Source organism: Parafrankia elaeagni (assembly GCF_000374165.1).
Lineage (GTDB): Bacteria > Actinomycetota > Actinomycetes > Frankiales > Frankiaceae > Parafrankia > Parafrankia elaeagni.
Genome location: NZ_KB893683.1, coordinates 64,211 through 89,515, shown reverse-complemented (window position 1 = coordinate 89,515; position 25,305 = coordinate 64,211). Strand labels below are relative to the sequence as shown.

The 25,305-nt window shown below is 73.5% G+C and carries 18 protein-coding genes; 9 read left to right on the top strand and 9 right to left on the bottom strand.

Annotated features, from left to right (window positions below; genetic code table 11):
- Positions 1-42 precede the first annotated feature (42 nt).
- Together B207_RS0104800 and B207_RS0104795 are read right to left on the bottom strand one after the other, a co-directional pair.
- The gene (locus tag B207_RS0104800; RefSeq protein ID WP_018635387.1) at positions 43-2,226 is read right to left on the bottom strand and encodes an ArnT family glycosyltransferase; all 2,184 of its coding nucleotides are present in this window, start codon (positions 2,224-2,226) and stop codon (positions 43-45) included.
- A gap of 4 nt (positions 2,227-2,230) precedes the next feature.
- Positions 2,231-2,905, bottom strand: a complete 675-nt coding sequence (locus B207_RS0104795) for an acyltransferase (protein ID WP_230204837.1) — start codon at positions 2,903-2,905, stop codon at positions 2,231-2,233.
- Between the two features lie 139 nt (positions 2,906-3,044).
- On the opposite strand from B207_RS0104795, the gene B207_RS0104790 reads away from it, so the two are divergent.
- The 8 genes from B207_RS0104790 to manB all read left to right on the top strand — a co-directional run bounded on the left by B207_RS0104790 (position 3,045) and on the right by manB (position 10,790).
- On the top strand, positions 3,045-3,989 hold the full coding sequence (locus tag B207_RS0104790) for a glycosyltransferase family 2 protein (protein ID WP_018635385.1): 945 nt from the start codon (positions 3,045-3,047) through the stop codon (positions 3,987-3,989).
- Between the two features lie 7 nt (positions 3,990-3,996).
- On the top strand, positions 3,997-5,205 hold the full coding sequence (locus B207_RS0104785) for a glycosyltransferase (protein ID WP_018635384.1): 1,209 nt from the start codon (positions 3,997-3,999) through the stop codon (positions 5,203-5,205).
- Positions 5,206-5,221: 16 nt separating this feature from the next.
- Positions 5,222-5,935 (top strand): class I SAM-dependent methyltransferase, encoded by a 714-nt coding sequence (locus tag B207_RS0104780; protein ID WP_026310677.1) that lies wholly within the window; start codon positions 5,222-5,224, stop codon positions 5,933-5,935.
- The gene (locus B207_RS0104775; protein WP_018635382.1) at positions 5,932-6,120 is read left to right on the top strand and encodes a hypothetical protein; all 189 of its coding nucleotides are present in this window, start codon (positions 5,932-5,934) and stop codon (positions 6,118-6,120) included. The genes B207_RS0104780 and B207_RS0104775 overlap by 4 nt, the downstream gene beginning before the upstream one ends.
- A 96-nt stretch (positions 6,121-6,216) precedes the next feature.
- Positions 6,217-7,428 (top strand): glycosyltransferase family 4 protein, encoded by a 1,212-nt coding sequence (locus B207_RS0104770; RefSeq protein ID WP_026310676.1) that lies wholly within the window; start codon positions 6,217-6,219, stop codon positions 7,426-7,428.
- Positions 7,429-7,492: 64 nt separating this feature from the next.
- Positions 7,493-8,623, top strand: coding sequence for a glycosyltransferase family 4 protein (locus B207_RS0104765; RefSeq protein WP_026310675.1), 1,131 nt, complete (start codon positions 7,493-7,495; stop codon positions 8,621-8,623).
- Positions 8,598-9,554: a glycosyltransferase family 2 protein gene (locus tag B207_RS0104760; protein WP_018635379.1), complete on the top strand. Its 957-nt coding sequence runs from the start codon at positions 8,598-8,600 to the stop codon at positions 9,552-9,554. The genes B207_RS0104765 and B207_RS0104760 overlap by 26 nt, the downstream gene beginning before the upstream one ends.
- A 162-nt stretch (positions 9,555-9,716) precedes the next feature.
- A complete protein-coding gene (gene manB / locus B207_RS0104755) occupies positions 9,717-10,790 on the top strand; it encodes a mannose-1-phosphate guanylyltransferase (RefSeq protein ID WP_018635378.1) in 1,074 nt (357 codons plus the stop codon).
- 115 nt (positions 10,791-10,905) lie between these two features.
- On the opposite strand, the gene B207_RS0104750 is transcribed toward manB, so the two are convergent.
- From B207_RS0104750 to B207_RS0104730, 3 genes are all read right to left on the bottom strand, one after another.
- Complete coding sequence (locus B207_RS0104750; RefSeq protein ID WP_154675147.1) at positions 10,906-13,530, bottom strand: sensor histidine kinase; 2,625 nt, start codon at positions 13,528-13,530, stop codon at positions 10,906-10,908.
- Between the two features lie 2,661 nt (positions 13,531-16,191).
- The gene (locus B207_RS0104735; protein ID WP_018635375.1) at positions 16,192-17,502 is read right to left on the bottom strand and encodes a septum formation family protein; all 1,311 of its coding nucleotides are present in this window, start codon (positions 17,500-17,502) and stop codon (positions 16,192-16,194) included.
- Positions 17,503-17,728: 226 nt separating this feature from the next.
- Positions 17,729-19,087 (bottom strand): acyltransferase family protein, encoded by a 1,359-nt coding sequence (locus B207_RS0104730; RefSeq protein WP_230204836.1) that lies wholly within the window; start codon positions 19,085-19,087, stop codon positions 17,729-17,731.
- Between the two features lie 436 nt (positions 19,088-19,523).
- On the opposite strand from B207_RS0104730, the gene dnaN reads away from it, so the two are divergent.
- Complete coding sequence (gene dnaN / locus B207_RS0104725) at positions 19,524-20,702, top strand: DNA polymerase III subunit beta (protein WP_026310673.1); 1,179 nt, start codon at positions 19,524-19,526, stop codon at positions 20,700-20,702.
- Between the two features lie 21 nt (positions 20,703-20,723).
- On the opposite strand, the gene B207_RS32575 is transcribed toward dnaN, so the two are convergent.
- The 4 genes from B207_RS32575 to B207_RS32570 form a co-directional block, all read right to left on the bottom strand.
- Positions 20,724-21,602, bottom strand: coding sequence for a DUF3105 domain-containing protein (locus B207_RS32575; RefSeq protein WP_018635372.1), 879 nt, complete (start codon positions 21,600-21,602; stop codon positions 20,724-20,726).
- Positions 21,603-21,712: 110 nt separating this feature from the next.
- Positions 21,713-23,242 carry a coenzyme F420-0:L-glutamate ligase gene (locus B207_RS0104715; protein WP_230204844.1) on the bottom strand — a complete coding sequence of 510 codons (1,530 nt, stop codon included), beginning with the start codon at positions 23,240-23,242 and terminating at the stop codon, positions 21,713-21,715.
- Positions 23,243-23,297: 55 nt separating this feature from the next.
- Complete coding sequence (cofD, locus tag B207_RS0104710; RefSeq protein WP_018635370.1) at positions 23,298-24,380, bottom strand: 2-phospho-L-lactate transferase; 1,083 nt, start codon at positions 24,378-24,380, stop codon at positions 23,298-23,300.
- A 193-nt stretch (positions 24,381-24,573) separates the two neighbouring features.
- Complete coding sequence (locus B207_RS32570) at positions 24,574-25,167, bottom strand: TetR/AcrR family transcriptional regulator (protein WP_018635369.1); 594 nt, start codon at positions 25,165-25,167, stop codon at positions 24,574-24,576.
- Between the last annotated feature and the right edge of the window lie 138 nt (positions 25,168-25,305).

Here is a 25,305-nt window from a genome sequence, read left to right as displayed (position 1 = left end):
TGACGTTACCGGGAGCCTACGTGAGCGGTCCACGGCCTGCTTTCAGTGTGACGGCACGGGGCTGGTGGTGCTCGGTGGCTTCCCTTTTGCCGTGGAGGGCGCTGACGTGACTGTCGAGGACCCGGACCGGAACGAGCCGGAAGACCCGCGCTCGTCAGGCCCCGACCGTGAAGGCGTGGATTTCGGTGCCGCCGAACCACTGGGCGCCGAATCGGTTCGCGACGGTTCCGCCGGGACCGGTTCCGCTGTCTCGGGGGCTGTCCCGGGGGCTGGCTGGGGGGACGGCCGGGAGACATGATCGGTAGCGGGATCCTCGACGGTGAGCCGGCCGGGGACCCAGATGTCCGGCCCGGGCGGCCACCCGGTCGGGTCCCGGAACACCGGTGGTTCGGGCCGGTCCTGGCCGTCGCCCAGCACCGCCGTCCACACGCAGGCGACGAGGACCATGACGGCCAGAGCCACCCCGGTCCACACGGTCACGACAGCGGCGGACGGCGGCCACGGCGACCAGGTCGTCATCGCCTCCCAGGCGTCGCCGAGATCGCCGCCGGCAGGTTTCCAGAAATGTGTGAGAACTGTCCGGACGGACCACCACTGAACAGCGGCGGCGGCGGCGAGGAACAGAACGGGAAAGTACCGCGAGACATGCCGGCCGAAGGCCGCCGCGCCCATGCCGACGCCGATTGCCAGGGCCGTCACACCCGCGTACAGATACCGCCCCGAAATTCCGCTCACGTGGCCGTGGTCGGTAAAGGCGAGTGTGGCCTGCAGGGTCATCAGCCCGAAAAGGCCGATGGTGGGCCAGAGCAGGAAAAGGAGATTCACCCTGGTGCGGCCGTCGCGGCCGCGGATGACGGCCAGTGCGAACAGGGCGATCACCACGACGCTCGCGGCCGCGACGACCTCCATCGGCAGGTTCGTCTCGAACCAGCCGAACGAGCCCCACCACCGCCGCGCCGTCCCGTTGACCAGGATGTCGAGGTAGGCGCCCCAGTCGTCGCCGAGGTAGTCACCGGGGGGGAAGCCGGGCGTCTCGGGCTGGAAGGTGTGGTAGCGGACGAGGTTGACGACCCACCACCAGCCCCCGGAAGCGATCATGATGACGCCCCCGAGCAGCAGCTGGCGCCACGGGAACCGGGTGGCGCCCGGCAGCACGGTCATCAGCCCGGTGTCGGCCAGCAGGAACGGAGCGTCCCGGTCCTGGCCCGCCGCCGCATCCCGACCGGAGCTCGCCCCTCGGCCAGCCCTCGCCCCCCGCCCGGAGGCCGCCGGGCTTCGGGCGCTCGCCGGCGCGTCCCGGCGGGCGCGCCGCCAGGCGACCAGGTAGGCGAGCGCGGCCATCGGGACCAGCACGATCCCGAGCGACTTCGACAACAGTGCGAGCCCGATGAACAGACCAGCCCAGGCGGCGGTGCGCAGCGAGGTGTCACCGCGCAGCACGTAGATGATCGTGACCGTCGCCAGCCCCGCGGTGAGGGCGAGCAGGTTGTCGTTGTTGACACTGGCTCCGATGTGGCTGAGCTGGGGGATCGCCAGTGGCAGCAGCGCCGCGCAGGTGGCCGCGATGCGGTTCCCGCCGCTGAGCCGGTGCGCACCGGCCCAGGCGAGAAGCGGGAGCCACATCACCATCAGGGCGCTCATCAGACGCAGCGCGCCGATCGTGACATCCCAGCGCAGTTCGTCGCCGTCACCGGGAAGCGCCCACAGCGCCGCGGCGCCGACCAGGTAGTACAGCGGCGGGTGCTGGACGAGCTGCTGGATGTCGCCGGGCGGCTGCACCTCACCGTCGGCCTGCCGGGTGTCACCCAGCTCGTCCCAGGTCGGGCGGTCGTCGCGGGGGACTGCCCCGGCCCGGGTGATCGGCGCGAAGTCCAGCTCGTAGGGCGCTGCCTCCGAGCCGTACGGCGAGGCCGCGATCGCGCCGACCCCGTCCGGGCGGACGAAGGCGTTCCCCGGATGCGGCCACCCGGCCCCCTGGACGAGGCGCATGACGGCGTCGACCTGGTTCGGCTCGTCCGGTGCGTGGTACTGCGGCACCAGCACCGACCAGCTGGCGAGCAGCGCGCCGAACAGCGCGGTGATCAGCCAGATCGGCAGCGGGACGGAACGCAGCAGCCGCAGCGGGCGCAGGCGTGTCCCGCCGTCGAGGCCTCCGCCACCGGTGCGACCGGTCAGGGGCCGTGCCGGGGACGCCGGCGGTATCGGGGCGGTGGGTGACGGGGCCACAGGCTCAACGCCAGTAGTCGATGTGCCCGACGACCTTCGCCGGCGAGCCGGCGACGATCGCCTTCGCGGGGACGCTCCGGGTCACGACCGAGCCGGCCGCGACCACGGCGCTCTCACCGACGGTGACGCCCTTGAGAACGATCGCGCCGGCGCCGATCCAGGCCCGGTCCTCGAGGACGATCGGCCCGCTCATGGGCTGTTCCACCCCGTCGACGACCATCGGGTGGAAATCGTTGTCGAGAAGCTGGGTGTCCCAGGAGACATTGCAGTAGGCGCCGATCGAGACGCGCTCGCGCACCAGGATCTTCGCGAATCCGTTGATGTTCGCGAAGGGGCCGAGTTCGAGCACGCCCGAGTCGACCACGACCCGAATCCCGCGCTGCAGCGAGACGACTCCCTCGCAGCGGATCCGGCCCTCGGGATGGACCCGCACTATCGAGACGTCGTGCTTCGAGGTCAGCCCGAACGATGCGAGCCCGACCCGCAGCGCGGCGCCGTCGGCGAACTCGATCCGCTCACGGCCTTCGATCACCGTGCGCGAACCGGTCCAGATCGGCTGCCGATGGGCGAGCGGGTACCTCAACCCGGCCACGAACGAGCGCGCCGAGGTCTCCTGTGCCGCCCGCAGGGCCCGCACATGACGCACATACTCGCGTAGATCACCTCTGAACGTCCCCACAGGTCGTAACAGTAGGCCCGTCCCGACGGTGACCGGAGTTCGGCCCCGTCCTGGGCCGTGTCACCCTGGTGAGCGGACTGCCTGCGAGCTGCCGGGGACGGAACGCGGGCGCGCGACGACTACCGGGAGCAACAGCGACGTGAGTGTCAGTGCCATCCTTCCAGCCGATCACCAGGCCAGCCCGGAGGTCGAGGCACCGCCCTACGTGACGGTGGTGCTCCCCTGCTACAACGAGCAGGACCATGTCGTCCTGGAGCTCGAGCGCATCAGCGCGGCGATGGACGCCAGCGGCTACAGCTACGAGCTTCTCGTGATCGACGACAAGTCGACCGACAACACGCTCGCGGTACTGCGTGATGTCGCCGGGAAGTTCCCGCACATGCGGCTGATGCCGTTCCGCCGTAACGGCGGGTCGGGCACCGCGCGCCGCATCGGTACCCAGGAGGCTCGCGGAAAGATCGTCGTCTGGACCGACGCGGACATGACGTACCCGAACGAGCGGATTCCGGAGTTCGTCCGGTACCTGGACGACAATCTCGACGTCGATCAGGTCGTCGGCGCCCGGACCTCCGAGGAAGGCACGCACAAATGGGCGCGGGTGCCCGCGAAGTGGCTCATCCGGATGATCGCCCAGCGGCTTTCCGGGACGAAGATTCCTGACCTCAACTCCGGCCTGCGTGCCTTCCGGCGGGACGTCTCCCTGCCCTACCTGAGGCTGCTTCCGCCCGGGTTCTCCTGCGTCACGACGATCACCATGGCGTTCCTGTCCAACCAGCACCCGGTGGACTACCTGCCGATCGGCTATGCGAAGCGGTCCGGGACGTCGAAGTTCCACCCGTTCCGCGACGCGCGCCGGTACATCCTGCAGGTACTGCGGATGGTCATGTACTTCGACCCGCTCAAGGTCCTGATGCCGGTCGCGTTGTGGATCATGGCGCTCGGTTTCGTGAAGCTGATCGCGGACGTCGTCCGCTACGACTTCCGGGTCACCACGTCGACACTGCTCGCGATTCTGGTCGGTTTCCAGATCGTGGTGCTCGCGTTGATCGGTGATCTGGTCGCCCGGTCACGCAGCGACACCTGAACCGGCCATGCGCATCGCGATCGTCGGGCCGACGCACCCGTACAAGGGCGGGATCGCCCAGCACACCACCGAACTGGCGCACCGCCTGACGGCGCGTGGGCACGACGTGCGGATCGAGTCCTGGTCCCACCAGTACCCGGCGCGGCTCTACCCGGGGCGCCAGCGCGTCGACACCCCGGAGGGGACGCCGTTCGCCGCCACCGCCTACCCGCTGTCCTGGCGCCGGCCCGACAGCTGGTTCCGCCTGGGCCGCCGGCTGCGCCGCCGCGGTCCCGGCCCTGGTCCCGGCCCCGGTCCTGGTTCCGGCCGCGGCCCGGCGGTGGATCTGGTCGTGCTGGTGGTCGTCACCCCGATCCAGGCACCCGCCTACCTCGGGATCCTGGCCGGGCTGCGTGGGGGTCCCACAGTGCTCGCGCTGTGCCACAACGTGCTGCCGCACGAGCGCCGGTCGGTCGACGAGCCGCTGATCTCAGCCGTGCTGCGCCGCTGCTCCGCCGTCCTAGTGCACACCGAGGCCCAGGCGGAGCTCGCCGGCCGGCTTGCCAGCGCCCCCGTGCGGGTCGCGGAGATGGCCCCGCACCTGTGGCGCCCGTCCGCTGACGGCTCCGCCGCCGGCGGCGGAGCCGTCAGCGCCGCCGCTTCCGCGGATTTCCCGGCCGAGGTGTCAGCCGGTGCCTCCGGCAGCGAGGCGAACCCGGCCCACCGGCTGCTCTTCTTCGGACTGGTCCGGCCGTACAAGGGCCTCGACGTGCTGCTGCGCGCGCTTGCGCAGGGGCCGGCGGAGGTCGGGCTGACCGTGGCGGGGGAGTTCTGGGGCGGTGTGGAGGCGACCCGCGACCTGGTGGCGGAGCTGGGCCTGACGGAGCGGGTCGAGCTGCGTCCCGGCTACGTGCCGGCCGAGGACGTCCCGGGGCTGTTCGCCGCCGCCGACGCGCTGGTGCTGCCCTACCGGGCCGGCACGGCCTCGCAGAACGTCGACCTCGCGCACCTGCACGGCCGGCCCGTCGTCGCGACGAGCGTCGGGACGCTGGCCGCCTCGGTCCGGGACGGGGTCGACGGTCTGCTCGTCCCGCCGGACGATCCGGCCGCGCTCGCCGCGGCGCTGCGGCGGCTGTACGAGCCCGGCGTCCTCGCCGCGCTGCGCGCGAAGGTGAGCCCGCCTGACACCGACGTCGCCTGGGAGCGCTACCTCGACGCCGTGCTGACGACGTCCTGACGGCAAACTGTCCGCCATGAGTCCCCTACGTGACGATGCCCTTGCCTACGCCGGCCATCAGGTGCATGTCATGCGCCGCCGCGAGGTCGGGACGCTGCTGTCCTGGGCGGGCGACCTGAACGGCCGGACGATGCTCGACGTCGCGGGCGGCGACGGCTACTGGGCCGGTCAGGCGATCCGCCGCGGCGCCCGGGCGGTGAGCCTGGACCTCGCCCGGCACAAGCTGGCCTTCGGAAGCCGCCTGAAGCACCGCCCCGGCCTGGTCGAGGGCGACGCGCTGCGCCTGCCCTTCGCGCCCGCCACGTTCGACGTGGTCATGTCCGTCTGCGCGATCGAGCACTTCGACGACGGCCCGGCCGCGCTGGCCGAGATGGCGCGGGTGCTGCGGCCCGGCGGCGACCTGGTGATGTCCGCCGACGCGCTGACCCGGGCCGAGCGCTGGCCCGACCTGTTCGCCCGGCACCGGGAGAAATACCACGTCCAGCACACGTATCCGGGTGAGCGGCTGGTGAAGCTGCTGGACACGGCCGGGCTGGAGGTCGTCCGCCAGACGTACATGTTCCGGTCCGAGCGGGCGGAGCGGCTCTACCTCGGCCTGTCGGCCAAGGGCGGCCGGGTCGGCTGGAACGCGGCCGCGGCGCTCTCGCCGCTGGTCGCGCTGTCCGATCGCCGCGCGCCCGACACCACCGGCAGCGTGGTGCTGACGCACGCCCGGCGGCGGCAGCCGTGAGCGCGCCGCCCGCGCAGAAGGTACTGGCCGCGTTCCTCACCGTCCTGCTGTTCGCGCTGATCGTCTTCGGGCTCGGCGCGGCCTTCGACCAGTTCGGCCACCGCGGCTGGGGCCACGTGGTGGGCCTCGGCTGCTGCGCGGTCATGGTCGTGGCAGGCGTCGTCACCAGCCGCCGGGACCAGTAGCCCCCGCGGCCAGAAACGCCGCGCCGCCTGGGCGTCCCGTGCCGGTCGCGCGGGGTGGCGGCGGCCAGGCCGGCCGGGCGCGGGACACTGGCCCGTGTGCGGATCGGATTCCTGGTCGAACAGCTGCTCGCGCCGGTGCCGGGAGGTACCGGCCGGTACTCCGCCGAGCTCGCCGCCGCCCTGGCCCGCGCCGCGCGGCCGGGGGACGGCGTCGTCGGGTGGTGCGCGTGGCGGCGTGACCCCGCCGCGGCAGCCGTGCCGGGTGTCCTCGGGCCGCTGCGCCTGGGCCTGCCGCGCCGGGCGCTCGCCGCTGCCTGGGCGCGTGATGTGGGCCCCGTCCCGATCGGGGTGGATGTCGTCCACGCCCCCACGCTCCTCGTGCCCCCGCACCACCTCCTGGCCCGCCGGGCCCTGCCGCACCGGGTGCCGGGTGCCGGGCGGGGCCGGGGCCGGCGGCGCCTGGTGGTCACGCTGCACGACGCGGTGCCCTGGACCCACCCGGAGACCCTGACGCCGCACGGCGTGCGCTGGCACCGTGCGATGGGGGAGCGCGCCGCCCGGCACGCGGACGCGGTGATCGTCCCGACGAACGCCGTCGCGGCGGAGGTCCGCCGGCACCTGCCGATCGACCCGGAGCGGCTGCACGTGATCGGTGAGGGGGTCGCCGAGGCGGTGCTGCGGGTGCCGGCGGACGCCGAGCGCAGGGCCGCCCGCCTGGGCCTGCCCGAACGGGGCTACCTGCTCACGCTGGCGACGATGGAGCCCCGCAAGGGCCTCGACACCGCGCTGGCGGCGATCCAGCACCCGTCGGCGCCGGACCTCCCACTGGTGCACGTCGGTGCGGCCGGCTGGGGTGATCTCGGCGCTGTGACCGCGGGCACGGGTGGTTTCGCCGACCTTGCCGCGTCCGGGCGGTTCCGTGGTCTCGGGCGGATCAGTGATGAAGATCTCGCGGTCGTGCTCTCCCGGGCGACCGTGCTGCTCGCGCCGAGTCGCTCGGAGGGATTCGGGCTGCCGGTCATCGAGGCCATGGCCCACGGGGTGCCCGTGGTCGTGTCGGACACGCCGGCTCTGGTCGAGGTTGCCGGGGATGCCGCGCTGGTGGCCCGGATCGGTGATCCGGCCGGCTTTGCCGAGGCGCTGGCGCGTATCGTCCAGAATCCCCGGCTACACAGTCGTTTGTCGCGTTCAGGTCCGGTCCGTGCGGCGGGATATACCTGGAATGGGGCGGCGCGATCGTGCTGGGAGCTCTACCGTCGAATCAGCGGCTCCCCTGCCGTGTCCGTCGCGGACGACGGGCGGGCGTAGTGTTGCCCCCGTTGAGAAGCAAGCGGCCACACTGAATCAGGCGGCACGTCTCGGAAGGAGCGCCGTGGGACCCCGGGTGCTCGTTGATGCGACTTCGGTCCCGGCTGACCGCGGTGGCGTCGGGCGGTATGTCGACGGGCTCGTCGCCGCCCTGGGCGCGGCCGGCGCCGACATGGCGCTGGTATGTCAGCGATCGGACGAGGAACGCTACAGTCGGATGGCGCCGCAGGCGACCGTCCTGTCGGGCCCGGCGGCCATCGCCCACCGACCGGCGCGGCTGGCGTGGGAACAGACCGGGCTTCCGCTGGTGGCGGAGCAGGTGAATGCCGAGGTCATCCACTCGCCGCACTACACGATGCCGCTGCGGGCGCAACGGCCGGTATGCGTGACAATCCATGACGTCACGTTCTTCACCGAGCCGGAGATGCACACGGCGGTGAAGGGAACCTTCTTCCGGTCGGCGATGCGTACGGCGGTGCGCCGGGCGAACCGCATCATCGTCCCGTCCAAGGCGACCCGTGACGAACTCGTCCGCGTCCTGGAAGGCGACCCGACCACCACCGACGTCGCCTATCACGGCGTCGACACCAGCACGTTCCACCCTCCGACGGAGGAGGACCGGCGGCGGGTGCGGCTGCGGCTCGGTCTCGGCAACACCCGCTACGTGGCCTTCCTGGGCATGCTGGAGCCGCGGAAGAACGTCCCGAACCTCATCCGTGGCTGGGCGGAGGCGGTGCACTGGCGGGACGAGCCGCCGGCCCTCGTGCTCGCGGGCGGCTCCGGCTGGGACGACGACGTCGACGCGGCCGTCGCCTCGGTGCCGAGCCACCTGCGCGTGATCCGGCCGGGTTACCTGCGCTTCTCCGACCTGCCCGGCTACCTGGGCGGCTCCGAGCTGGTGGCCTACCCCTCGCACGGCGAGGGCTTCGGCCTGCCGGTGCTGGAGGCGATGGCCTGCGGTGCCCCGGTCCTGACCACGCCGCGGCTGTCGCTGCCGGAGGTGGGGGGCGACGCGGTCGCCTACACCCAGCCGGACTGCGACGCCATCGCCCGCGAGATGGGTGCCCTGCTCGACGACGCGGAGCGCCGCGCGCAGCTGGCCTCGGCCGGTCTGGCCCGCTCCCACGAGTTCACCTGGGCCGCTTCGGCCGAGGCTCACCTGGCCAGCTATGCCCGTGCGGTGGCCGACGCCTGAGGCGCGCTACGGTCTTCCGGTGGAGAAGCCGGAGATCCGGGTCGTCGTCGTCACCTTCCGGTCCGGAGAGGTCATTGGCACCTTTCTGGACACGTTGGCGAAGTCGACCACCCGCCCCTACGAGGTCGTGGTGGTCGACAACTCGCCGCAGGTGGATGTCGGCACCCGCGCCGCGGGTGAGCGCCCGGAGGTGACCCTGCTGTGCCCGGGCCGCAACCTCGGGTACGGCGCCGGTGTCAACCGCGGCGCGGCCGGTGCCTCGGCCCCGTGGCTGCTCGTCGCCAACGCCGACATCGCCCTGTCGCCCGGGAGCCTGGACGAGCTGATCGCGGCCGCGGACCGCTGGCCGGGCGGTGGCGCCTTCGGCCCCGGCATCACCAATCCGGACGGGGCGCTCTACCCGTCCGCCCGTGACCTGCCGTCGCTGGGGCGCGGCATCGGCCACGCGCTGTTCGGCTGGTGCTGGCCGACCAATCCCTGGACGGCGTCGTACCGCCGCGAGCGCGGCGCGCCCCGGGAGATGACCGCCGGGTGGCTCTCCGGTTCCTGCCAGCTGCTGCGGCGCGACGTGTTCGAGTCCGTCGGCGGCTTCGACGAGTCGTACTTCATGTTCATGGAGGATGTCGACCTGGGCCGGCGCATCGGCCTGACCGGCAGCCAGCTGGTCTACGTCCCGTCGGCCGTTGTCGAGCACCTGGGCGGGCACTCCACCAGGCGGTCGTCGCGGCGGATGGTCGTCGCCCACCACCGGAGCATGATCCGCTACCTGAGTCGCCAGTACCCCGGTCCGGGGTACCTGCCGCTGCGGGCCGCGCTGACGGTCGGCCTCGGCGGGCGGCTGGCGCTCGCGCTGGCCTTCGCCCGGGACAGTGCCGGGGCGCGGGCCACCCGGTCCGCCGAGCTGCTCACCTCGGCACGCCGCCTGCACTGAGCGGGGCCGAGGCGTCCGCTTACCCAGCTATCAGATATCCGTCACGAAAAGTAAACGCTTTATAAGTCGTGCGTGTGCGGCTTGTGGCCTCTTGTTGAGGGGCGCGACTTCCCGGACAGGTGTGCGCAACCGGTCTCACCTGCTCTGCGACACTGACGAATCATGGACGCAGTGATGCTGGTCGGCGGGCAGGGAACCCGTCTCCGCCCGTTGACGATGTCGGCGCCGAAGCCGATGTTGCCGGTCGCCGGCGTGCCGGTGACGGCCCACATGCTCGCCCGTGCCCGCGACGCGGGAATTACTCGGGTGGTACTCGCCACCTCCTACCGGGCGGAGGTCTTCGAGGAGTACTTCGGCGACGGCTCCCGCCACGGCCTGGAACTCGAATACGTCACCGAAACCGAACCACTGGGCACCGGAGGGGCCATCCGCAACGTCGCGGAGCGCCTGCACGCCGGCACCGACGAACCCGTGGTCATCTTCAACGGCGACATCCTCTCCGGCCTCGACATCCGTGCCCTCGTCGCCCGGCACACCAGCTCCGGAGCAGCCGTCACGCTGCATCTGACGCGGGTGGACGACCCCCGGGCGTTCGGCGTCGTCCCGACGGACGGCGACGGCCGGGTGACCGCCTTCCTGGAGAAGACCCCCGACCCGCCCACCAACCTCATCAACGCCGGCTGCTACGTGTTCAGCCGGTCCGTCATCGATTCCATTCCCGCCGGCCGCCCCGTGTCGGTCGAACGGGAGACCTTCCCCTCGCTGCTCGCCTCCGGGGTGCCCGTCGTCGGCTACCCGGACGACACCTACTGGCTCGACCTGGGGACGCCGGCGGCGTTCGTCCGCGGCTCGCGGGACCTGGTCACCGGGCGGATGCCGTCCTCGGCGCTGCCCGGGCCGGTCGGTGACCGCCTGGTGCTGCCCGGCTCCACGGTCGCCACCGACGCGAAGATCGGCGGTGGCTCCACGATCGGCGCGGGCGCCACGATCGGCACCGGCGCCCGCATCGACGGCTCGGTCCTGTTCGACCGGGCGTCCGTCGGTGCCGGTGCCTACATCCGCGACAGCGTCGTCGGGCGTGACGCGGTGATCGGCAACGGTGTCGTCCTGGAGAACGTGGTCATCGGGGACGAGGCCGTGATCGAGCCGGGCAACGAGCTGCGTGCCGGTGCCCGGGTGTTCCCGGGCGCGGTCCTGCGGGCCGGGGCCGTCCGCTTCAGCTCCGACCGCGCCTGATCGGCACCTGACCCCACCACCTGACCCCACCCCCTGACCCGTCAGCTGACGTCCGCCCGACCGGGGCGGTCCGCAGTTCGGGCCGTCCCCGTCGGGCAGGTCGGGTCAGGTGGGGTCAGGGTGGTCCGGCGTGCTCGTCGACCGCGGACCAGTCGATCTCGACACACGTCTGGTCGTCCTCGACGTCCGTGCTGATCGTGAGGATCTCCGCGTCCGCCACCTCGCCGCCGGCGGCGAGGTGGGTCGCCGGCGCGGGGCCGGGGGGGCCGGCGGGGCCGGCCGCCCTCCGGTAGGTGAGGAACAGCTGCCCGCCGGCCGGTTCGCCGATCAGGGTCAGCACCGCCTCGCCCGCCCCCGCGGCGGAGGCGTCCCACAGCATCCCGGGCAGCACCTCGGCGAGCCGTTCGCGGACCGCCGGCGGGATGTGCCGCGGCTCGCCGACGACTCGGACCTCCACCTCCAGCCCGTGCGCCCGGGCGCCGACGACAGCGGGCGCGAGTGTGCCCAGCGCGCCCGCGGCGCCCGAGACGAGCGTCCGGCGGATCGCTGCGGCGTGCCGGGCACAGCGGTCCCGCACTGCCTGGTCCCGCGGGTCGAGCAGACCGTCGGCGACCGCCTCCAGCATCGGCAGCACCTCCTGCTGGATCGTGGCGAGACCGCGTTCCCGGTCGGCCTGCACCGCCCGTTCGGACTGCTCGAGCGCGGCACGGGCGGTCTCCTCCTCGAGGGCCCGGGCCACCTGGTCGGCCGTGCGTCGCAGCACCGGCCCGCCCATCGCCACCATGATCTGCAAGGCGACCTGGCCGTTCGTCGCGGCCAGGAGCTGGGCGAGGGCCAGCGGCCCGGTACCACCGGAGCCGGTACCACCGGAGCCGGTGGCAGTGGCGGGCCCGCCGCCGGCGTCCGCTCCGGTCAGCACCAGCACGCCGAGCACGGCGATCGTGGCGGCGATCGCCACCAGCCAGGCGACGAACAGGCGTGACACCGCGAGGAGCGCCAGCAGCACCGGCAGCACGAGCACGGGCCAGGCGTTGATCCGGCTGGGCGGGCCGCCCGTGGACGTCCCGTGCCAGGTCGGCACGGTGCCGAGCCCGACCACAACGGTGATCGCCAGGCCCAGCGCGACGATGAGGAGGGCCTCGCGGCGGCGCAGCGGGCGGCGGCGTGACATCCCGGCCGCGACGGCGACGAGCAGGGCCATCCCGCACCAACAGCTCACGGAGAGGACCACCGACCGGGAACTCGGCAGGGTCGCGACCAGCACGACGGCGGTGCAGCCGAACCAGATCGCCGCCGCGACGGCGACCGTGCGGCGCAGCCCCGCCGCGTAGGAGTCCCGCAGCTCGGCGGCGGAGGTACCGGAAGGCACCCAGCCGGGTGATGGCACCGCCCGTCCGACCGGTTCCGCGCCTGCGCCCGGCCCGACCTGCGCAGCGGGCTCCGCCCTCGCCGGTGGTACGGGCGGCTCGGCACCCCCGGCGGACGCGGTCAGGGCGGTCAGGCCGGCCCCGGCGGAGGCCCAGGTCAGCTCGGCAGTGGTGCCCTGACCGGGCTCCGAACGGATGGTGGCCTGCCCGCCGACCTCGGCCAGCCGGGCATGGACCGACCGGGCCAGGCCGAGCCGGTCCGCGGGAACATCCTGAGCGAGGAACCCCCGGCCTCTGTCCGCGACGACGACCCGCACCCCGCGACCGCGACCGCGACCGGGACCGGGACCGCGACCGGGACCGGGACCGGGACCCACGGTGACGGCGAGTGTGGCCTGGTCCGTCCCGGCATGCCGGCGGACGTTGGCGAGCAGCTCCTGCGCCGCCCCGGCCAGCGCGCGGACGACCTCCGCCGGCAGGTCCGTCGCGGGCAGCGGCGGGACGTCCACCCGCAGGCCGCGAGACCGCGCGACGGCGACCACCCGGAGCATCGGCCCGGTCAGGTCACGGGTGGCGGCAGTGGTGCCGTCGAGCATGGTGCGGACGGCGTCGATCGCGTAGCGGCACTGCTCGGCGGTGAGCACGGTCCCGGGACGGTCCCGGGCGCCGCCGCCCCATGCGATGCCGGTCAGCGTGTTCAGGACGGTGTCGTGCAGCATCCGTTCTCGTTCGCGCCGGTCCCGCCGGCGGGCCGCCGTGACGTCCGCCGCCTGCCGCTCGGCCGCGGCGGTGCCGAGCCTCGTGTCGGCGTCGGACGCGATCACGCCCAGCCGCACGATCGCCATCCGGAAGAGGGCGGCGATGCCGACCAGCAGCACAGCGGAGATCAGAGCCCGCACCAGCGGGGTCTGGTTGGTCCCGGCGGCCTGGCTGTCCAGCGTCACCTGGGCGGCGGCCCCGCCGGTGAGGAACGCGGTGACCAGCAGCACGACCACCCCGGTGAACGCGCGGCGGCGGCAGGCCCAGGCCGCGACCACCGCGGCGTGGGTGGCGGCGGAGAACACCCAGGTACCGGTGCCTCCGGCCGACTGCGCCGGCAGACACAGCGCCGCTCCCGCGCTGACCGCGGCGGCGAGCAGCACGTTGCCGGCCACCAGCAGCCGGGGCAGCCGTCCGAGGGTGAGAACGACCAGGGCGAAGAGCACACCCCAGACCGCCAGGGCGACCGCTGCGGCGAGGCCGGCCGGATGGGTGGTGTACCAGGAGCGCCAGACGACCACGTAGCCCACGAGATAGGCGACATGCAGGATCCGGAGCGCGGCGAAGGCCCGCACCGTCACTGTGTCGAGGGCCTGGTGGGCAGTCGTCGCCACGATCACAGTGTGGCCCCCGCCTCGCCCCCTGCGGGTGGGTTTCGGTACCTCGATCGGAGGCCCTTGGGCCGGACGTCCGGTCAGGCGCCGCCGGCCGCCGGGGGCGTCGCGGTCGACGTGCCGGAAGGCGTCGTGCCGGCCGGGGTACTGGTGTCGGCAGCGGGTGCGTTGCTGGTCGGGCTGCTGGTCGGGCTGCTGCTCTGGGTCGTGCTGGTGGCGGGAGGGGCGGTTGGCGGCGCCGTGCTGGCCGGCGGCCGGCTTGACGGTGCCGTGCCGGGGGTGGTCGGCGACCCCGGCGGCGTGCTGGCCGGTGGCGGGGTGCTGGTCGGCGTCGTGGGCGGGGTCGTCCTGGGCGGGACCGTGGCGGGCGGGGTGGTGGCCGGTGGCGTTGCACTCGGCGGCGTCGTACCCGGTGGCGTCGTGCTGGGCGGCGTTGTGCCGGCCGGGGTCGTCGGCGCCGGCGTGAGCGGCACCGGCGAGATCGGTGTCAGGTCGGTCGGCGCGGCGGCGAAGGCGCGGGGTGGCACGTTGCTGATCCGGACCCGCAGCTGTGCCGGGCAGTGCTGGTCCGCCGGGCTGACCGTCAGCGTCACGAGGATGGCGTCCTCGGGCAGCGTCGCGGCGGCGAGGTTGGCGCCCGGGATCCGGGCGAGGAGCGCGGGTACCGCGGTGCCGTCCCCGGCCTGCAGCGTCGTCCAGCTTGTCGTGATCTTCTGGTTCCCGATGGTGGCCGCGGTCGCCTCGACGGTGACGGTGGTGGCGCGCCAGGGCAGGCGCGAAGTGGTCAGATCGAGTGCCTCGGCGCCGGGGGCGGCCGGGTCGAGATCGGTGAGGACGACCCCGAGGTCGGCGGGGCGCAGCGGGTCGCACCCGTCCGGGTCGGGCGTCAGCTCCGGGACCGGCGCCAGCGACGGTGCCGCACCCGGTGCCGGTGTCGTGCCCGGCTCGCCCGTTCCGGGAGTCTGCCCGGTCGGGGTCAACGGAACGATGGTGAGCGGGTCGTCGGCGTCCTCGCTGGTCGTGCCGGTGCCGCTGGTGCCGGTGCCTGTCTGGGGGGTGGCGCCGCCCTGGCGGTAGCCGGCGAGCCAGGTCAGGACGGTGCGGACGTAGGCGTCGGAGGGGTTGTAGGACAGGATCGCGGCGCGCAGGTCGGNGGGGTTGGTGAGGTCGCGGTCGCGGGCGCAGAGGTAGTGGCCGGCGGCGAGGTCGGCGTCGTGGATGTTGTGGGGGTTCTTNCGGCCGTCGTTGTTGCCGTCGCGGCCGGNGGTGGCCCAGGTGGTGGGGATGAACTGCATGGGGCCGACGGCGCGGTCGTNGGTGGTGTCGTGGTCGAGGGTGCCGTTGTCGGTGTCGCGGATGAGGGCGACGCCGGCGGTGCCGTTGAGGGGTGGGCCGAGGATGGGGCGGGTGATGGTGCCGTCGGTGGTGATGGGGCGGCCCTGGGCGTGGCCGGATTCGACTTTGCCGATGGCGGCGAGGAGTTCCCAGGGGAGGTGGCAGCCGGGGGTGGTGTCGGCGAGGGTGCGGGCGGCCTGNTGGTAGGCGGNGAGGAGTTGGGCGGGGATGGTGCGGGCGGNGGCGGTGAGGGTGATGGGGGTGGTGGGCTGGTCGGNGGGGGAGGTGGCGTCTTCGGCGAGGTCGTCGGTGGTGAGGGTGGTGGGGTCGGGTTCGGGTGGGGTGTTGCGGATGAGGTCGGGCATGGGCCAGTCGCCGGGGCGTAGGGGGGCGGTGACGGTGTCGAGGTCGCCGGGGTTTCTGCCGGTGTCGGGGGTGGCGGCGGTGCAGAAGAACAGCAGGCTGGCGGTGACGGCGGTCGGCAGCGCCGCGGTGCGCACCAGACCCGCCCGCCGGCCGCGCTGCGTCGCGCGGTTACGCGCCGCGCCCGCGCCACCCGCCGACCTGCCTGACCGGCCGCTCTTGCTCGGTCGGCCGGCGTTGCCCGATCGACCGCCCTTGCCTGAGCCGCTGGCCCCGCCGGTGCTGCCCGCGCTGCCGCGAGGGGCGGCCGGCACGGCCGGCAGTTCCGCGGTCAGGGCAGTAGGGGAGCCACCGGGCGGGATCGCTCCGAACACCGCCGTCGCCGCGACCGCGCTGGTCCCGGCGGTCGGAGTTGATCCGGTGGCCGAAGCCTGCGCGACGGATCCACCGGCGTTCCGGGAAGTGCTCGCCGGGCGCCCGTTCCGCGGTCGGCGATGGCGCCCTCCGCCGCGCGGTGGGGTCTCGGTGGTGCCACGCGTCGCGGAGGGAGTTGACGCCGTCGCTCGCTGGTGCTGTGCCGTGCCGTCCGGAGTGAGGGCGGCGCCGCTGTCCACCGAAGGCTGATGAGGTCGGGGACGACGACTCACCAGCGGTTTCCTCCTGGGTGCGGGAGCGCCCTTGGGGCCGGGTTCCGGCCGTGGGACGCCAGGGTGTAGAGGGCAGGCGTGCTGTTCAGGGCCAGGCCCGAGGCACGATCGATCACTCTCTGGTGAGCTTTCGAAGTGGCCGTGTTGTTGTGTGGCTGTGGTGCTGATAGGGCGCGAGACTGAACTGTGTCAGATGCTTCCGAGTTGCTGCTGCCAAAAGGGCTTGTCTCCCGATTGCTGTTACTTTGGTAACAGATGCCGGGAAACAGGTGCCATCGTTCGTCCGTCCGGCGGGTGAACGAAGGGCCGGGCGTGGTCACACGGCGACCCCGGCTGCCTCACGTTCGCCGGCCGGGGCGAGTAGCCCGCTCATCTCCTGGAGCTGGCCGTTCGCGTCCACGAGCCGCACGGTGCAGGTCGTCGTGCGGGTTCCCGCCCGCCAGCTCTCCGGGCGGATGAGATGCCAGCTCTCCTGGAAGACCGCGCCGGCCGGGCCCGGGCCCAGATAGGGCGCGGTCGAGGCGGCACAGGCGGCGGCCGCCAGTTCGGAGAACACCGTTGACGAGGGCGGCTGGCCGTCGGCGGTGTCCGGCAGCCGGGCGCTTCCGACGCTCTGCGCGTGGTGTGGGCTGTCGCACGGGGCCACCGTCGACGACCCGTCACCGCCCCGGAAGCAGGTGCCCGGTGGGTGGGCGTGTGCCTGGTCGGCACCGCGGACAGTGCCCTCGAACGGCGGAGACCAGCCGTCGTCGTCCGCTGTGGTGCCGGCTGCCGCCAGCCCGCAGACGATGATCCGGTCGCCGCCGTCCCAACCTGCCCGGCTCGGTCTGATGATGTCGTCGACGAACCTGCCGAAGGGATCCAGCGGGTAGCCGAGATAGGCCGTGATGACGGGGCCGCAGTGGGTGTGCGCGATGGCCTCCCACTCCGCCCGGGACGGGAAATGGTGGTTGTCGGGAAAGGCGGGGGAGATGTCGAGGGGCCCGACCGCCTCGAAAAGGTGCTGGCCGGCGCAGGGCACGTCGTCGACGGGGGACGCGGGAGCGGACTGGATCCAGCTGTAGCACCGACCGGCTCGCCACTGGGCCTGGGGGAGGCTCAGATCGGGTCCGAGGTCGCCGTCGCCGGCCGCCGCGGGCGAGCCGCCGGGCGGAGCGCTGCTGCCGGTGGTGATGGTGGTGCGTGGCGGGTCGTCGGCCATCGGGCGGCCGAAGCCGTAGAGGAGTCCCGCGAGCAGGAGCAGGCAGACGATCGCCAGGATCAAATACCCGCGGGAGTGCGCGGGTGAGCCGAGGTCCCGTGCTGCCGGCCCGGGCGGCACGGCACGCCGCGATGCGGCTGCGGCGGTGCGGGCGGCCCGCCGGGCCGCGCCGCGGCGCCCCCGGCGCGGCCCGGAGCCGCGCCAGGCTCGCTCGTCCTCGAGTGGGGCGAAGCGGGCGACGGCCTGTCTGGTCCGGGCGGGGGCCTCGTAGCGCGTCGCCGCCGAGACGAAGGCCTCGTCCAGGACCAGGCCGGCGAACGGGTCGGCGAGCGGGTCGGGTTCGCCCACCGCGCGGGCGGCGGTGGCACCACCGTCCTGCCGTGGGCGCCCGTCGGCTTCGTCTGCGGGGGCGCTGTCGTCGGGCACGCCGGCCACTCCTTGGACACGGGGGTCAGAGGCGTCGCGGAGGAGCAGCGACGTCCGCGCCTGCCACCTGTGTCGGCCCGAGATCGACCGTGGCCTCCTGCTGCGCAGCGGGCGAGCCCGTGACGGCGAACGGATGCACAACGAAGCGGTCTGGCTACCAGTGGCGGCGCGGCCGCTCATAGTAGGGCAGACGCCGCGTCTCCGGACCAGGCCGGTACCAGCAGGATCAGGCACCGGCGCCGGGGCGCGACGCTGGTCTCGCGGAGCCGGCCGGCCCCGCCGTGCCCGCCGTGCCCGCCATTCCTGCCGTGCCTCCGCCGCCCGGCACCCCGGCCGGGCTCGCGATGCTGCTCCCACCAGGCCCGCTCGCCATGCCGGGTGCCCCGGCCGCGCTGGTCGTCACCCCGATCGGACCGGCCACCTCGCCGCCCGCGAAGGCGGGGCGGAGCCGGCTCGCGGACGTCCCGCGGGCGTTCACCCAGGCGGGGCGCCGGCGCTGGACGGGGCGTTCGACCAGGTAGTAGGAGGCGGAGGCCAGCCCCAGGCTGACGACCAGTGCGGCACCGGCCGAGGGGATCCGGCCGAAGCGCGGGACCAACGAGTCGTTGGCGACCCCTGTCACGGGGAAGTGCCACAGATAGAGGCTGTAGGAGATCCGGCCGACCCAGGACGCGGGAGCGCAGCTGAGGGCACGGTAGTACCACCCCGGGCGGCGCTGGTCGGCGCCGAGAATCGCGACCGCGGCAAGGGCCGCGACGAGCAGGTACCCGCCGCGGGCCAGCCAGGTCGGCGGGCCCGTCAGATCGGGGCCGACGGCGAAGAGGACCACGACCGCCAGCAGGCCGGCCGGCCCGAACCGGGCGACCCGTTCCAGCAGCGGCGTCCCGAGCCGCCGGGTGACGGTGCCGCGCGCCGCCTCGTAGCGCCAGACGGCGAGCAGGCAGCCGACGAGCAGTGCGTCGACACGGGTGTCCGGGGCGTAGTAGATGCGCAGGTTCGACACGCCGGCGGAGATCAGGACCTCGCGCCAGATCAGTACCAGGAGCACCGCGCTGACCAGGATCTCGGGCAGGCGGTTGCGCAGCCGGCGACTGCGGCAGATCAGCACCAGCGCCACCGGCCAGACCAGGTAGAACTGCTCCTCCAGTGACAGCGTCCACACATGCCCGAACCATGCGCCGCTGTCGGGCGGATTCAATGCTCGCTGGATATTTGCGACGTAGAAGACGGCGGCAAGGGCGTTGCGCAGGAACTGCCATTGATCGTCGGCACCCTTGACGATCAGGACGAGCGGGATCCCGGCCGCTACAAAGATGTAGAAGGCCGGGAGGAGCCGGAATGCGCGGCGCGCCCAGAAGGCGCGCAGCGAGATCCAGCCCTCGCGGTCGTGTTCGGCCAGCAGCAGCCCGGTGATGAGGAAGCCGCTGAGTACCAGGAAGAGGTCGACACCCAGGTAGCCGCCCGGAACCAGGTCCATGTGGTGGAAGAACACGGTCAGCACGGCGATCGCGCGCAACCCGTCCAGCGCGGGATTGTGCCCGCCGGGTCCGCCTCCGGCGATGCCCGGCACCGATCGTGCCGGCACGGTACTGACATGTTCTGTTGCCACGGCTTCCCCCCACAGGAACCAACTGTTCGAACGGCACTGCCACCGGACGATAGACCCGCCTATACCTCCTGTTCGAAGGTGGTGTCGGCGAACGCCCGAAAGTGCTCAGGGATGCTTCTTCTCATTGTGTCGTGGCTATCCTGCGCAGTCACGGAAACGACGGTCCCCGCGTGGTATGGCGGGCGGGGACCGTTCCCGCGGCGTCGCGCGGGGGCCTGCCGGACAGCCGCGGGCAGGTCCGCGGCGGAGCCGGCCAGCGGGCTTCGTGACCGTCGGCCGGGACGCGCGGGGCCGGCCGCGCGCGTCCACGCGCCGATGTGTGGGTGTCCCGGCGGGGGTGGGCGGCGGCACGGCGGGAGCGGGCGTTCGCGGAATGCGCAGATTCCGCGTTGACCAGCGGGACAATCCCAGCATGAGGTTCAGCGTGGAACGCGACGTACTCGCCGACGTGACGGGCTGGGCCGCCCGCTACGTGCCGAAGCCGGCAGGCGGTTCCCACCAGGTGCTGACCGGCCTGCTGCTGGAGGCGGCGCTGCCGGCGCCGGGCACGGCGGGCCCTGTTCCGGCGCTGACCGTCTCGGCCTTCGACGGGGAGGTGGCGGCCCGGGCACCCGTCGAGGCCGTCGTCACCGAGGCCGGCCGGGCGGTCGTGCCGGGCCGGCTGCTGGCCGACGTCGTGCGCAATCTGCCCGATGCCCCGGTCGTCGTGGATGCTACCGAGGCCAGAATGATCATCGAGTGTGGCGCCGCCAGGTTCCGCATCCCCACGCTGGACGCGGAGGACTACCCGGCGCTCCCGGAGTTCCCGCCACCGCTCGGCGAGGTCGACACCCTCGGCTTCGCCGCGGCCGTGGCGCAGGTCGCCCCGGCCGCCGGACGGGACGACGCCCTCGCGGTGCTCACCGCCGTGCGCCTGGAGATCGCCCGCGGCGGGCTGACCCTGGTCGCCACCGACCGCTACCGGCTCGCCGTGCGCACGATCCCGTGGCAGCCCACGGTGGACGACCCGGAGGCCGTCGCGCATGTGCCGGCCCGGCTGCTCGCCGACCTCGCCCGGCTGCCGACCACCGCGTCGCGGATCGCGCTCGGGATGGGCACCGACGACAGCGGCGTCGCCCGGTTCGGCCTGTCGGTCAACGGCCGACAGACGATCATGCGGCTGCTGGACGGGACGTTCCCGAACTACCGCCGGCTGCTGCCGGAGGAGTCGGAGCTCACGGTCACGGCACAGACGGCGGTGCTCGCCGCGGCGGTGCGCAGGGTCGCGCTGGTGGCCACCAGGACGGCGCCGCTGCGGTTCACCTTCTCAGCCGGTCAGGTCGTCGCCGAGGCCGGTGACGGCGGCGGTGCGCAGGCCAGCGAGCTGGTGCCGGTCGAGTACTCCGGCCCCGAGCTGTCGGTGCTGTTCAACCCCGCGTTCCTGCTCGACGGCCTGGCCGCGGTCGAGGGGGACGAGGCGATCGTCGGGTTCGCCACGGCGGACCCGACGATCGCCTCCAGCAAGCCCGCCGTCCTGACCGGCAAGGACGACGGGGAGGACTACCGCTACCTGCTCATGCCGATCCGCACCGGGACGTCCCCGGACTCCTGACCCCGGTGCCGGGCGATCCGGTCAGCGGGCGGCCGGGTCGTCGGCCGGGTTCGGCGCGGTGCCCCCGTCCGCCCCCGGCGTACCGGTGCCGTCCGTGGCGCCGCCCGGGCTGGGCGGCGTGGTGTCCATCGTCCCGGCGCCGGGCGCGATGCCGCCGGCAGCGGCCGCGTCGAGGGGGCCGTCCGCGGTGACGTCCAGCGTGCCGCCGGCCAGGCCGGACTCCGACGCGGTGGGTGAGTCCCAGGTCGCGCCCTCCGCCGGCGGGTTCGCCCACTTCGTGACGAACTCCTGCACCACGTCCGCGGAGACGCTGGTGCAGCGCTGCGTCCGGTCCCAGCCGGTGAGAACGAAGTGCTGGTTGGCGGCGAACGCCTCGCGTGTCCAGGGCACCGCGATGAAGCGGTTGCCGGCGTCGTTGGCCACGGTGCGCAGCGTCTCGACCTGGTCGTCGGGCAGCTCGCTGTCGTACCAGGCGACGACGAAGCCGTGCTCCAGGTTGTGGACGGCCCGCTCGACGCGGATGCCCGAGTCGGGGTTGTAGAAGCGGATCGCGTCGGGCAGCGGGTCCGCGTCGTGGCTGCCGGACGACGGCGGGATGTCCTGGTAGTCGACGGTCTCCGTCGTCCCGACGTGGGTGTTGCCCCGCGACTCGTCGTTGCGGATGCCGGTGCAGCCGGCGGCCGTCGCCGCGGGGCTGGCCGCCTCCACATAGCCGACCCTGCGTTCCTCGCTCTTCGACCGGTTGTCGATGACGCTGTAGACGATGATCCCGGCGAGGATCGCGATGGCCACGAAGCCGGACGTCCCGTAGATCAGCAGGGCGCGCTGGCGTTCCTTCCGCCGCTGCTCCTGACGGAGCTGATCCAGACGGGCGTTACGCGCGACACTCTTCTTTCCCACGGTGTCCGATCCTACGAAGTGTCGAACTGGGCCTGGCACACCCGGTCCGCCCGACTCGCCGTCGGGCGGAGCGGCCGGCGGCCGCCGGGGTCATCGCGGCCGCCTGGAGCTCATCGTTCCAGCAGGAACGCCGTGACATCCCGGGCCGGCCGGGGCGGGGCGGGCGCGGCGGGATGACCCACCCCGACCACCCCCATCGGCGTCCAGGTGCGCGGCAGTTCGAGCGTGTCGGCGACGACCTCGCCGCAGAACAGCGCGGAGGACACCCAGCACGAGCCCAGGCCCTCCGCCGCCAGCGCGACCAGCAGGTTCTGCACGGCCGCGCCGACCGCCACGGTGAACATGCGCTCCTCGGCGCGGGAGCGGCGCTCGTCCGGGTACGCGTGCGACCCGTCCATGACCATCATCGGCACGATCAGGACGGGGGCCCGGCGCAGCACGTCGCCGCGCAGCAGCCGACGGCTCACCGAGTCCTCGTCGAAGCCGTCGCGGCGCAGGTCGTCGGTCCAGGCCATGGCCATCGCGTCGAGCAGGGTGTGCCGGCGGGCGTCGACGAGGACGAAGCGCCACGGCGTCGTGTGGTGCGGGGCGGGCGCGGTGATCGCCGCCGCGATCGCCTGGCGGACGGCGGCCGGGTCCACCGGGTCGTCGGTGAACTCCCGCACCGTCCGGCGGGCGAACGGGGCCGACCGGCGGGCCTCGGTCGTCCCGAGCTGGAACATGTCCTCGGCGGACGGGCGGACCATCGCCCGCGCGCCCACCCCGTCGTCCGGCAGGTGCCCGAACCCGCGCACGACCGCCACCGGCGTCGCACCGAGCTTGCCCTTCACCAGGTCGGCCGCGGCGGCCAGCTCGTCGGCCTCGGCGATCTCGGTCATGCCGAGCTCGTTGCCGTAGCTGTCGACGTCGCCGATGTGACTGCGCAGCGCGGCCATTCCGGCCACCCCGACAGCCATGTCGGTCAGCCCGCGCCGCCACGGGCGCCCGGCGGTGTCACTGACGATCACGGCGACGTCGACGCCGAGGCGCTCCCGCAGGCCGCTGCGCAGGGTGCGGGCGCTCGCGTCCGGATCGACCGGCAGCAGCGCGATCGAGTCCTTGGTGATGTTCGAGGCGTCCACGCCGGCACTGGCCAGCACCAGCCCGTGCCGGGTCTCGACGATGCGGGTCGGCCCGCGCCGTGCCACCTCGCGGACCGACTCGGCGTCGATCGCGGCCTGCCGGGCAGCCTCCCGGTCGCCCTCGATCTGGAGCAGCCGGCCCTCGGCCTTGGAAACAATCTTGGATGTCACGACGAGGGTGTCACCGTCACGCAGCCGCTCGCCGGCGAGGGAGGCCGCGGCGATCACCTCCGCCAGGTCGTCGCCGGGACGGACCTCGCCGATCCCGCGCAACGGCAGGATCCGGAGCCCCTCACCCGCGGACGGCTCCGGGCCGGCCGGCGCCGCCGGCACCTCCGGGCGCGCGGAGTCGGTGGATGTCGGCGGGGCCGGTTCCGCGGGCACCTGCCGGTGCTCGGCATCCCCGGCCGGTGACCCGGCCAGTGACCCGGCCAGTGACCCGGATGGTGGCTCTGCCGGTGGCCCGTCCGGGGGAGCCGGAGTCCCCAGTGCGGGTGTTCCCAGCGTCGACGGCCCCATGGTCGAGGGCACCTCGTCCGGCGGGCGTGGCGCCGACGGGTCCGGTGCGGACAGCTCAGACACCGGCGAGCTCCAGTGCCGCCTCCACGATCGCCACAGTGGCCTCCAGATCGGTCATGAGAAGCGGTACAGCCTTCACGGTAGCTCCGGGTATGGCCTCCGGGTCCGCCGCGATCGCGGCATCCACGACGTCAACCAGCCAACCGTCCAGCAGACCGTGACCAACCTCCCGCTCCGTGCCCCCGGAGGTGCCCTTGCCGCCGTCCGGCGCGTCGCCTTCCCGGCTGCCCGCCGTGCTGCCCGCCGTGCCCCCGGCGCTGTCGCCCGCCGGGACGCCGACCCGGTGCCGGCCGCCGTAGTGGGCGCCCACCGCGCGGGCCGAGGTCTCCACCCCGATCGCCTTCAGACAGGCGTCCGCCATGCCGCGCACGGCCGCACCACCGATGATCGGGGAGACGCCGATCACGGGGGCGAGGGTCACCCGCAGAGTGTCCGCGATGCCGGGTACCGACAGGATCGTCCCGATCGAGACCACCGGGTTGGACGGGCCGATCAGGACGACGTCGGCGTCCACGATGGCGTCGAGCACCCCGGGTGCCGGGGTCGACTCGGCGGCGCCGACCGACAGGATCGCCTCGGCCGGCACCTTCGCCCGCATCCGCAGCCACCACTCCTGGAAGTGCACGGCGCGACGCCCCTGGTCGTCGTCGACGATCACATGGGTCTCGACGCGGTCGTCCGACATCGGCAGCAGTCGGACGCCGGGCTGCCACCGATCGCACAGCGCGGTGACGACGTCCGAGAGCTTGTAACCCGCGTCGATCATCTGGGTGCGGACGAGGTGGGTGGCCAGATCGCGGTCACCGAGGCCGAACCAGCTCGGCCCCACCCCGTAGGCGGCCAGCTCGCTGGAGACCACGAAGGACTCGTCCTCGCGTCCCCAGCCGCGCTCGGCGGAGATCCCGCCGCCCAGGGTGTACATCACCGTGTCCAGGTCGGGGCAGATGCGCAGACCGTGCAGGGTGATGTCGTCACCCGTGTTGCCGATCACGGTGATCTCCGCGTCCGGCCGGGCTGCCCGCAGCCCGGACAGGAACCGTGCGCCACCGATGCCACCAGCCAGTGCGGTAACCCTCACCGGGCCATCCTTCCACCCGCGATTCGCACCTACGCGGCACGGCTTGCCCGTCCACCATCGGACAGCGGCGGAAAGCGCCGGACAGCGGCGGCGAGAACGGGGCAGCCCAGGAAACGGCGCGGCCCGGGGAGCAGCCCGGGGCGCTCGGTGGCGTCAGGCGGTGCGGCCGGCGGCGGCGGCCACCGTGGATCGGTCAGCGGGGGACGGCGTCCAGCGGTGCTGGCGCGGGCGCGGCTGCGGGGGAGGTCCGGGCGGTGGCCAGCGCGGCCAGCAGGTAGCGGACGAGGTGACTGGTCGGCCGGGACGGCGCGGGGTTGGCCAGGCCGCCCTCGATCGTCGCCACCAGGGCGTCCGCGGCGATTTCGTGGTCGGGCTCGGGTACCAGATCGGCGACCGCGCTCAGCGCGAGCCCGTGCAGCCAGTCGTGCAGCCGCTCGTGGTACTCCATGATCGTCGGAGCGTGTGGCGCCCGCTCCGCGACACAGGGGTGCAGGGTCCGCCGCCGCTCGACCGAGTCCAGCGCCGCGAAGAGCTTCTGGGCCGGTTCGTCGGACAGCTGCGCGATGCGCTCCGTCTCGCCGTCGAGCAGCCGGTTCAGGACGGCGGCGAAGGCATGGTCCTTGGACCGGAAGTACCAGTAGACCGAGCCGGGCTCGATACCGGCGGCACGGGCGATCTCGGCGATGGAGGTACCGGCGAACCCACGGGCGAGGAACTGCTGCTCGGCGACGGCGAGCAGCGCGTCGATCCGCTCCTCGCGCGGGACCTCCTGGCGGTTACGTGGCACCTGATCAGGGTAACGACCCCGGCCCGGGGGAGGAGGGAATTGTCGTGTACCGGCGCCTTCACCCGGCCGGCACACCGTGTCTCCCGGCAGTTGCCCGCTGTGACGGTCACGGCGCGAAGCTGCCATCTCTTGATTCTG